Origin of the sequence: Sinomonas sp. G460-2 (genome assembly GCF_047759905.1) — a bacterium.
Taxonomy (GTDB): Bacteria; Actinomycetota; Actinomycetes; order Actinomycetales; family Micrococcaceae; genus Sinomonas.
In genome coordinates, this window is the sequence record NZ_JBKZWT010000147.1 from 1 (window position 1) to 8,712 (window position 8,712).

The following is an 8,712-nucleotide window of genomic DNA, read 5'->3' on the forward strand; positions in this document are numbered from 1 at the left end:
CGGGGCGGCCCTCGCCGACCCAGTCGAGGAGGGCGCGCGCGTTCAGCACAAGGGGCGCCGCGGTCGCGAAGGCGAGCGACTCCTCCTCGGTCGGTTCGCGGCGCGGCACCGCCATGTCGGGGCTCGCGTCGACGATCCCGCCCACGGACTCGGCCTCGGCGTCGAGCAGCTCGCTCACCTCGGCGAGGTCCTCGGCGCTGCCGTCCCAGCGCTGGGTCTCCTCGAGGAAGGTGACCCAGTCGATAAGTGTCCCGACGAGGTAGCGGAGGTCGTCGACGTCGTCCGTGTCGAGGAACTCGTCCAGCGCGTCGGGGACAGAGCGCGGGTCGATGCGAAGGCTCGCGGCGGGGCCGTCGCCCGCGCCGAGCAGGAACAGGAAGTACTTGACGCTGTCGAGCTGCCCGAGAGCAAACGCCGTGAAGTCCGCCTGCGCCGCGGGGTCGGGCTCCTCCTCCGCGGCGGTGCCGGCGGCCCAGACCGCGTAGTCGTGGGCGAGGGCGTCGACGAGGACCCCAATGCGCCGGCGCTGCCGGTCCGCAGGGTTCGTTGACTTTCCCTTGGGCTTGCGGGTGCGGCTCTTGGGCATGCCACGAGGTTACGCCACCCGTGGCCCGATGGAGCGCCTCAGGCGGCCACGCTCAGAATCCGCTGGTCCGCGAGCGCCATGAGGAGCACAGCGGCGCCGATTCCGGCGAGAACCCACGCGAGCGCGTGGAACCCAGGGTCGGTGGCGCGGGCACCGAACACGACGAGCAAGAACCCGAACGACGGCGCGAACGCGCCCTCGAATCCCGCCGCGAGGAGGATGATGCACTGAGCCGGGCTCACGCCCGCTCGGAGAGCAGCGCGAGGACGTCCTCCGTGGTTCCGATTTCACCGAGGCGCGGGAAGACTGCGGTGACGGCGTGCTCGTGCCCGGCGGGCGTCAGGTCCGTCATCGCGTCGACGGCGAGGGCCACGTTGTAGCCGAGGTCGTGGGCGTTGCGGGCCGTGGATTCGACTCCGATGCTCGTCGCGATGCCCGTGAGCACGATCTGCGTCACGCCGCGCTCGCGGAGGATCGCGTCGAGATCCGTCGTGGCGAACGCGCCGACGCTGCGCTTCGTGACGAGCAGATCGTCGGCGGACGTGTTGAGCCCGTCGACGATCGCGAAGTACTCGGCCGGGACGTCCGCGGGAAGGCGGCGCGGGGTTTCCGTGCGGCCCGCGGGCGCGCCAGCCACGTTGACGAGCACCACGGGGAGCCCCTTCGCGCGAAAGGCCTCGGCGAGCGCCTTCGAGCGCGCGACGACGTCGGCGATCCGCGGCGCCTCGGACTCCTCCTGAGGCCGGTTGACGATCCCGTTCTGGAGGTCGATGACAACGAGGGCGGCCTGGGGGTCGATCGCGGAGATAGGCATGGGGCTCCTTGTTTAGGGCGGCTGGGAGAGCGAGAAAGTTCGGCGGCTTGCGAAAGACCTGCCGCAGCGCCAGCGCCAGCCAGCGCCGGCGTCAGTCGGCGTCGGCGATCCGGGAGAGCAGGGCGATCGCCTCGTTCACGCGGTCAAGCTCGGCTGAGTCGAGCTCGCGCGAGAGCACCCGCTGGAGCCAGTCCTGGCGGATGCTGCGGCTCGTCGCGATGGTGTCCCGCGCGGCACCGGTCAGCGAGATGACGGTCTTGCGGCCGTCCGTGGGGTCCGGGTCGCGGCGTACCAATCCGGACACCTCAAGCGACACGACCGTGGCCCCCATGGACTGGGGGCGCACGCCCTCGGCGCGGGCCAGCTCGCTCACCGTGCCCGGGCCCTCGCGCTCGAGGCGCGAGAGCACGTTGAGCTGCGAGCGCGTCAGGTCGCCGAAGTCGGCCTGCTGGCGGAGCCGGCGGTTGAGCCGCCTGAGGATCCCGCGGAGCTCGGCCGCGACGCTCGCGGCCTGCGAGCCGATGCCCTGCTCTGTGGTCATGCCCCCATCAGACCATATATGAAGGAATCTGTACAGTTTCCTTCATATGTTCCTGAGCTCAGACTTCGACCCCGGCGCCCTGAACCCCGGCATCCTGGACCCGGGCCTCTTCAACCGCCCGCTCCCGGGCGACCTTGCCGGCGCTTCCCGGAACGGCCACCGAGGCCGCGGCCGTGACCGCGAGAACCGCGGCGGACACCGCGACCACGGCCCGAGCCGCGTCGACGAAGCCCGTCGGGGTGAGGGTCCCGCCCCACGTGGTGAACAGGGTGGTCGAGACCGCAATGCCGAGGGCCACGCCGACCTCTCGGAGCGTCGCGTTGGCGCCGCTCGCCTTCGCGTGGTCACGTTCGGTCAGCGTCGCGAGAAGCGCCGTCGAGAGCGGGGCGAACACGAGGCCCATCCCGATGCCCGCGAGGAGGAAGGGCGGCACGAGGGTCGCGTAGTCGACCGTGCGGGTCAGGACGAGCGCGATCCAGCCGAGGGCAGTGGCCTGCAGGACGAGTCCGGCGGCGATCGGCGGGCGGGCGCCGATCCGCGAGAGGAACAGCCCTGCCGTCGGCGCGACGACCATGGGCGCGAGCGTCCACGGCGCGGTCTTCCATGCCGCCTCGAGGGCCGTGTCTCCCTGCACGAGCTGGAGGAACTGGATGAGGATGAAGATCGCCCCGAACATCCCGAAGCTCATGCCGAACCCGAGAACGTTCGACGCCGTGAACGGCCGGTCCCGGAAGAGGCGCAGCGGCAGGAGCGGGGACTTCGCGCGCAGCTGCCAACCGAGGAACAGGGCCAGGAGCAGTCCGGCCGCGACGAGCCACGCGATGGTCTCGCCCGCGCCCCAACCGATCGACCCGCCGCGCATGATCCCGTAGACGAGGGCCACCGTAGCGCCGCTCCCGAGCACGGCGCCGAAGACGTCGAGGGCCTCGCGCTCGCCCCTCGCGTTCGGGAACACGAGCCGTGCGAAGGCGACGGCGAGCACGCCCGTCGGGACGTTGATCCAGAAGATCGCCTCCCACGGCCAGGCGCCCAGCACGAGGCCGCCCACGAGCGGCCCCACGGCGACGCCGAGGCCGGACACGCCGCCCCAGATGCCGATCGCGATGCCGCGCTTCTCGAGCGACACGGCGCCCGTGATGAGCGCAAGGGAGAGCGGGACGATTGCGGCGCCGCCGATCCCCTGGAGCGCGCGGGCCGCAATGAGCTGCCCGGGGTCCGAGCTCAGGGCGGCGAGCGCGGAAGACACGGTGAAGAGCGCGGTTCCGGCGAGGAAGACCGTGCGCCGGCCCAGGCGGTCGCCGAGGCCGGCCGCGAGGAGGATCGCGCCCGCGAACGCGAGCGTGTAGGCGTTGACCACCCACTGGAGCTCGTCGATCGAGGCGCCCAGGCTCGCGCGGATCGTGGGCAGGGCGTTGGTGACCACGAGGTTGTCGAGGGTGGCCATGAACATGGGCAGGGATGCGGCCGCAACGACGGCCCACACGGGGCGCGCGGAGCGAAGGCGGGCAGGGCCGGTGGGACCGGTCGGGCCGGCAGCGCGGGTGGGGCGGGAATTGAGGGAGACCATGACGACTCCTTGTGGACGCGGCGATGGGACTTCGAGCGAGGGGATGGCGATAAGTAATCGATCGATTACTAAAAGCCTAAGTAATCATCTGATAACATGTCAAGCATGGAAACCGACGAGGCTCCCCGGACCCGGATGCCCGCGGCGGAGCGGCGCGAGCTGATCCTCCGCGACGCGACCGCGGTGTTCGCCGCCAACGGCTACGGCGGGACCACGACGGACCTCGTCGCGAAGGCCGCCGGCGTGAGCCAGCCCTACGTGGTGCGCATGTTCGGCACGAAGGAGAAGCTCTTCCTCGCCGTCCTCGATCGGGCCTCGCGCGTGCTCGCGGAGGCATTCCGCGCCGCGATCCCCGGGCCCGACGGCGACGAGCGGCGCGAGCGCATGGGCATGGCCTACGTGGGGCTCATCGCCGAGCGTGGCCTGCACCAGGTGCTCATGCAGGCGTTCCTGCTCGGCGGCGATCCCGTGATCGGGCCCGAGGCCCGCGCGTGCTTCCTGCGCATCTGGCAGCTCGTGCGGGACGAGGCCGGGATGTCCGAGCAGGAGTCCCGCGACTTCTTCGCGGGCGGCATGCTCATCAACACGATCGTCGCGCTCCGGCTCGGGGATTCGCACGGCGTGGACCCCGAGATCGACACGATGTTCGGCGTCGCGTTCCCGTGCAGCTTCGACGTCTACAAGGACGTTCTGCCCACGGCGGACGAACCGTACTGATCGGCCCGCCGAGGGCCCCCGGCAAACCCGCTATGGTGAGTCCATGGTGTCGAAGTTCTTCGGCTCGCTCTTCGGCGGCGGGCGGGAACCCGAGCGGATCGTCGACGACGAGCTCCCCCGCACCCAGGCCGAGGAGCTCGAAGAGACGCGCGCCGCCCTCGCCGAACTCCGCAGCTCGATCCGCCGCGCGGGCGGCCTCTTGCCCACGCTCGCGTCCTCGCACATGCGCCAGATCGACGACGTGCTGCGGCTCCTCATCGATTACATCGCGGAGCACGGCGCGTCAACGGAGCAGCGCGTCCTCCTCCACGCGATCGCCTCCGACTACCTCCCCACGTCGCTGCGCGTCTACAAGGCCCTCCCACCCGAGACGCAGGCCGAGGGCACCCCCGAGACCGAGAAGCTTTTGGAGCAGCTCGACATCCTCCACGCGACGGTGCGCGACCTCGACCACCAGGTGCGCATCGGCGCGATCGCCGAGCTCAGCGCGCACGGCCGCTTCCTGCGCGACAAGTTCGACGTCGACGGCGTCCGCATCCAGGGCCAGCTCCCAACGGCAGAGCCCCAGAAGACCGGAACCCAGAAGTCCGAGCCCCAGAAGGGCGGCTCCCTATGAGCGCTTTTCCCGAGGGAGGGACCCTCGCGCTCACGGCGGGCGATCCGGGGCTCGCGGGCGTCATGGTCGGCATGGGCTGGACCGTCGAGCCCGGCGCGGGACCGCTCGCCGAACCTGTTGCCCTCGCGATTGTGTGCGGCGAGGACGGCCGAGCGCTCACCCCCGAGCACCTCGTGTTCTTCAATCAACTGACGACGGCGTCCCCCGGCATCGCGTTCTCCCTCGCCGAGGGGACGAAGCGCTCGGACGCAGAGCAGATCGACGTCGACTTCGGCGCGGTTCCCGAGGACGTCACGCGCATCGCGTTCGTCACGTACGTCGACCCCGAGGTCCGGGGCCCGGGCACGTTCGGGACCGTCCACGACGCGTACATCCGCGTGACCCGCCCGGACGGAACCGAGCTCGTGCGCTTCGACACCCCGCCGGCCAAGCCCGGGACGGCGAAGGCAGTGCTGTTCGGCGAGCTCTTCCGCGACGCGGGCGGCTGGGCCTTCCGTGCGCTGGGCCGGGGGTACGAGAACGGGCTCGCCGGCGTCGGCGCTGAGTTCGGGCTGGACGTGTGATGGCGGATCAGCACCCCGTCGACGTCCCGTACCTCACTCGCCGCATCAGGCCCGACGACGGCCTCACCCTTGAGCGGCCTGCCGGCGCCCCGGCGCCCGACTTCCCGCCCGAGTCGCGCCTCTACCCAGCCCCCGGCTTCGGAACGCGGGCGCTCTCGCCGCGTGACGCCGTCGTCCGCCTCAACCCGCGCCAGTCCGCGATCGGCTCGCTGTTCGTCACGGGCGCTCGCGGAGCGGCCTGGGAGGACGCCGCCCACGTGACCGGCGCGCAGAGCGTGCACCGCGAACAGATCGGAACGGTCGTGCCGACGTCAGGCGGTCGGCCCCTCGTGGGCTACGTCAACCGGGACGTCGTCGTGGCGCTGCGGCACGTGCGGCAGCTGCGGCGCGTCCTGTTCATCGCGGGCGGCGGCCCGCTCACGGTGCAGACGTTCGACGGCGCCGCGGCCGCCGTCGCGGGTTCGCTCGGCGAGGGGCGCCGCACGGTCCTCACGCTCACGCGCGTCGGCTCGGTACTGGAGCTACGCGCGGAGTCCGTGCCCGACGGCTGGGACGACGGCCAGATCTGGCGCGAGTTCGGCTTCTCGATGACGATCGGCCTCGGCCGCCGCTAACCCGGAACGGCGACCCCGAAGGCTGACCGCCGCCTAACCCACCGGGACCCGGCCCCACTCTTCGGCGAGCAGCCGGAAGCTGCGCTCGCGCAGCGCGGGATCGTGCGCGTAGCCCGTGAGGATCACCTCGTCGACCCCATAGGAGGCCGCGAACGTCCGCAGGAACTCGGCGGCTTCGGAGGGCGTGCCGACGGCCGAGACGCGGAGGGCGGACGTGGCCATCTCCTCCTCGTGCGGCGCCCAGTCCATCTCGCGCACGGGCGGCCGGATAGGCCCGCGCTGGCCCCGGCGGATCGCGAGGAACATCTGCTGGTGCGACGTGAAGAGGTATTCGGCCTCCTCGCGTGTCGGGGCGACCATGAGGTTCGCGCCCGCCATGACGTACGGCTCGGAGATCTGGGCCGTGGGCGCGGAGGGGTTGAACGACTGCCGGTACGTCCAGATCGCCTCGCTGAGCTGGAACGGCGCGAAGTGGCTCGCGGCCGCGTACGGGAGGCCGAGCTGGCCCGCGATGGCCGCGCCCGCCGTCGAGCTTCCGAGGACCCAGAGCGGCACGTTCGTGCCGCGGGCCACGGCGGCGTGCACTACGTAGGAGAGCTGGACCGATTCCGCGTCATCCTCCTGTTCGCCGAAGTACCACGCGAGGAGGCGGATGCTGCGCGCGAAGTGCTGTTCGTCGTCGTCCCTCGCGCCGCGCCGCAAAACCGCGGCGGTCCGCGGATCGGTGCCAGGTGCGCGCCCGAGGCCCAGGTCGATGCGCGGGCCGTACAGGTTCGCGAGCGTCCCGAAGGCCTCCGCGACCGCGAGCGGCGCATGGTTCGGGAGCATGACCCCGCCCGAGCCGACGCGAAGGGTCGAGGTGTTCGCGGCCGCGTTCGCGATGAGCAGGGCCGTCGCGTTGGAGGCGTGCGCCTCGGTGTTGTGGTGCTCGGCATACCAGAGCCGCTCGTAGCCGGCTTCCTCGACAATCTGGGCGAGACGCGTCGCGCTCGCGAAGGCGCCGGACACGTCCGAGCCCTGGACGACGGGGACGAGGTCGAGAACGGAGAGCGCAGTCACACGTGCGCCAACCTCGGGCCCCGCGACCTTGTTCCCCGAGGGCGAAAATGTGGCGTGCATCACTACCAATTCCTGCGGTCTGTCACGTTCGATAACGTCTCCATTGCTTTTCCACAACATCACCGTCACGTGGTTGAACTGCACCTCTGGACGTGCGGAACAATGGGGTGTGTTCGGGTCGACTCGCAGACTCCGGACGTTTCTCTCGACAATCTCTGGGGATGGGAGATGGCGTGAACGACGGACTTCTCGTGACGAACCTCGTGTACACCGGCACGCTCGTGATCGGCGGCCTCCTGCTGCTGATCGTGATCGTCTCTTTGGTCGGCACGATGCTCGTGGCAGGCGTCGCCCAGCTCGCCATCTCGATCGCCAAGCTCACCGTCAAGCTCGGTGCGAAGGTCTTCGTCTACCGCCCGGAGACGGTGGAGGCGCAGAGCAGCGCGTCTGAGCACGTGCGCAACGCCGTGGTCGCCAAGGCGGACGCGATCCTCGCCGCCGCCAAGACCGAGGCCGCAGAGGTTGCCGCCTCGGCGAAGTCCTCCGAGGCCGCCTCCGCCGCCGCGAAGCGCCTCCGCGAGGCCGCGAAGTCCGAGTCGGAGAAGGCCCCCGCGGCTCGCGCCAAGGCTGCCACCGACAAGGCCACGCTCACGCTCGCCTACTCCGATCGCACCGGCCCGTTCACGGGGACCCAGCCGCTCGTCAAGGCCGGCTGACCGCCCAGCAACTGGGCCTCCTGCTCGATCGCCCCGGACGGGACTCCGCGCGTTGCGGGGTCCCGTCCGGCCCGGTTGCGGGGTCCTCGTTCTAACAGCGACCCCACAACCGGGCGTCGGCGACCCCACAACGGAGTGCGTCAGTCCCTGACTGGGTTCACAGCCCGTCGATGATCGACGCGGTGGCCTCGAGGTACGCCTCCTGGGTCGCGGGGGCCAGGTTCTCGAAGATGATGTCCGCGCCGTCGTCGAGCGCCTCGTCGTAGGGGGCGACGACGATCTTCCGCACGTAGTGCCCGAAGTGCTCGCGGATGCGATGGAGGCGCTCCCCGTTGGCCGCAAGGCGCGTCTTGCGGTTCTTCGACGGGACGGGGGGCTGGGTCACGAGCAGCACCCCGCGGCTGAGCTTGTCCGCGAAGCCCATCTCGATGAGCGTGTCCACGGTCGCCGCGAGGGTCTTCGAGGAGTCTTCCTTGTTCATGGAGACGAGCACGATCTCGTCCGCGATCTCGACCGCGGCCTGCCACGTCGCGGCCGTCGACGCGTTGCCCGTGTCCACGAGCGCGAGGTGGTAGAACTGCCGGAGCACCGTGTGGAGCCGCACGAACGCGCCCCCGTCGATGACCTCCTTGTCCCCGGCCTGGTTCTGCGACGCGAGCACGTGGAACTTGTTCTCGCCCTGGGCCCGCACGAAGTTGACGAGTTCGTGCGCGTTCGCGGGATTCATGAAGCGATCGATGTTCGCGAGCAGGTCGATCGCGGTGTGGTCGTGGCCCGCGGAGAGCGCGCGATCGCCGAGCGTGCCCTTGTTCTCGTTGTTGTCCCACGCGAGCACGTTCCCGCCGCGGACCCGGCCGAGCGTCGCGGCCGTGAGGTAGCACGTGGTCGTCTTGGACGCGCCGCCCTTGAGGTTCACGAA

General features: G+C 70.8%; 12 protein-coding genes. 5 read left to right on the top strand and 7 right to left on the bottom strand.

Annotated features, from left to right (window positions below; genetic code table 11):
- From ACLN58_RS13655 to ACLN58_RS13675, 5 genes are all read right to left on the bottom strand, one after another.
- Positions 1 to 586 (bottom strand): hypothetical protein (locus ACLN58_RS13655; RefSeq protein WP_415855807.1); only part of this gene is annotated, 586 nt, incomplete at its 3' end.
- 38 nt (positions 587 to 624) lie between these two features.
- The gene (locus tag ACLN58_RS13660; RefSeq protein WP_415855808.1) at positions 625 to 828 is read right to left on the bottom strand and encodes a hypothetical protein; all 204 of its coding nucleotides are present in this window, start codon (positions 826 to 828) and stop codon (positions 625 to 627) included.
- Positions 825 to 1,400, bottom strand: a complete 576-nt coding sequence (locus ACLN58_RS13665; RefSeq protein WP_415855809.1) for an isochorismatase family protein — start codon at positions 1,398 to 1,400, stop codon at positions 825 to 827. The genes ACLN58_RS13660 and ACLN58_RS13665 overlap by 4 nt, the downstream gene beginning before the upstream one ends.
- 91 nt (positions 1,401 to 1,491) lie before the next feature.
- Complete coding sequence (locus ACLN58_RS13670) at positions 1,492 to 1,941, bottom strand: MarR family winged helix-turn-helix transcriptional regulator (protein ID WP_415855810.1); 450 nt, start codon at positions 1,939 to 1,941, stop codon at positions 1,492 to 1,494.
- Between the two features lie 58 nt (positions 1,942 to 1,999).
- A complete protein-coding gene (locus ACLN58_RS13675) occupies positions 2,000 to 3,508 on the bottom strand; it encodes a DHA2 family efflux MFS transporter permease subunit (RefSeq protein WP_415855811.1) in 1,509 nt (502 codons plus the stop codon).
- Positions 3,509 to 3,613: 105 nt separating this feature from the next.
- Here ACLN58_RS13675 and ACLN58_RS13680 point away from each other — a divergent pair, with 105 nt between their 5' ends.
- The 4 genes from ACLN58_RS13680 to ACLN58_RS13695 are packed head-to-tail and all read left to right on the top strand — an operon-like array spanning position 3,614 to position 6,018.
- Positions 3,614 to 4,225 (top strand): TetR/AcrR family transcriptional regulator, encoded by a 612-nt coding sequence (locus ACLN58_RS13680; RefSeq protein WP_415855812.1) that lies wholly within the window; start codon positions 3,614 to 3,616, stop codon positions 4,223 to 4,225.
- Between the two features lie 43 nt (positions 4,226 to 4,268).
- On the top strand, positions 4,269 to 4,841 hold the full coding sequence (locus tag ACLN58_RS13685) for a hypothetical protein (RefSeq protein WP_415855813.1): 573 nt from the start codon (positions 4,269 to 4,271) through the stop codon (positions 4,839 to 4,841).
- Positions 4,838 to 5,404, top strand: a complete 567-nt coding sequence (locus ACLN58_RS13690; protein WP_415855814.1) for a TerD family protein — start codon at positions 4,838 to 4,840, stop codon at positions 5,402 to 5,404. Before ACLN58_RS13685 ends, ACLN58_RS13690 begins: the two co-directional genes overlap by 4 nt.
- On the top strand, positions 5,404 to 6,018 hold the full coding sequence (locus ACLN58_RS13695; protein ID WP_415855815.1) for a hypothetical protein: 615 nt from the start codon (positions 5,404 to 5,406) through the stop codon (positions 6,016 to 6,018). Before ACLN58_RS13690 ends, ACLN58_RS13695 begins: the two co-directional genes overlap by 1 nt.
- 33 nt (positions 6,019 to 6,051) lie before the next feature.
- Here ACLN58_RS13695 and ACLN58_RS13700 read toward each other — a convergent pair whose 3' ends face one another.
- Complete coding sequence (locus ACLN58_RS13700) at positions 6,052 to 7,137, bottom strand: LLM class flavin-dependent oxidoreductase (protein ID WP_415855816.1); 1,086 nt, start codon at positions 7,135 to 7,137, stop codon at positions 6,052 to 6,054.
- A gap of 173 nt (positions 7,138 to 7,310) precedes the next feature.
- On the opposite strand from ACLN58_RS13700, the gene ACLN58_RS13705 reads away from it, so the two are divergent.
- Positions 7,311 to 7,793, top strand: a complete 483-nt coding sequence (locus ACLN58_RS13705; RefSeq protein WP_415855817.1) for a hypothetical protein — start codon at positions 7,311 to 7,313, stop codon at positions 7,791 to 7,793.
- Positions 7,794 to 7,950: 157 nt separating this feature from the next.
- Here the strand turns inward: ACLN58_RS13705 and ACLN58_RS13710 are convergent.
- Positions 7,951 to 8,712: MinD/ParA family ATP-binding protein (locus ACLN58_RS13710; protein WP_415855818.1), on the bottom strand; the 762-nt coding region annotated here is incomplete at its 5' end.

Bases quoted from the DNA above. Each gene is read 5' to 3' on its own strand.
- ACLN58_RS13695 (WP_415855815.1), top strand. From the start codon at position 5,404: ATGGCGGATCAGCACCCCGTCGACGTCCCGTACCTCACTCGCCGCATC.
- ACLN58_RS13670 (WP_415855810.1), bottom strand. From the start codon at position 1,941: ATGACCACAGAGCAGGGCATCGGCTCGCAGGCCGCGAGCGTCGCGGCC.
- ACLN58_RS13690 (WP_415855814.1), top strand. From the start codon at position 4,838: ATGAGCGCTTTTCCCGAGGGAGGGACCCTCGCGCTCACGGCGGGCGAT.
- ACLN58_RS13680 (WP_415855812.1), top strand. From the start codon at position 3,614: ATGGAAACCGACGAGGCTCCCCGGACCCGGATGCCCGCGGCGGAGCGG.
- ACLN58_RS13665 (WP_415855809.1), bottom strand. From the start codon at position 1,400: ATGCCTATCTCCGCGATCGACCCCCAGGCCGCCCTCGTTGTCATCGAC.
- ACLN58_RS13675 (WP_415855811.1), bottom strand. From the start codon at position 3,508: ATGGTCTCCCTCAATTCCCGCCCCACCCGCGCTGCCGGCCCGACCGGT.
- ACLN58_RS13685 (WP_415855813.1), top strand. From the start codon at position 4,269: ATGGTGTCGAAGTTCTTCGGCTCGCTCTTCGGCGGCGGGCGGGAACCC.
- ACLN58_RS13700 (WP_415855816.1), bottom strand. From the start codon at position 7,137: ATGCACGCCACATTTTCGCCCTCGGGGAACAAGGTCGCGGGGCCCGAG.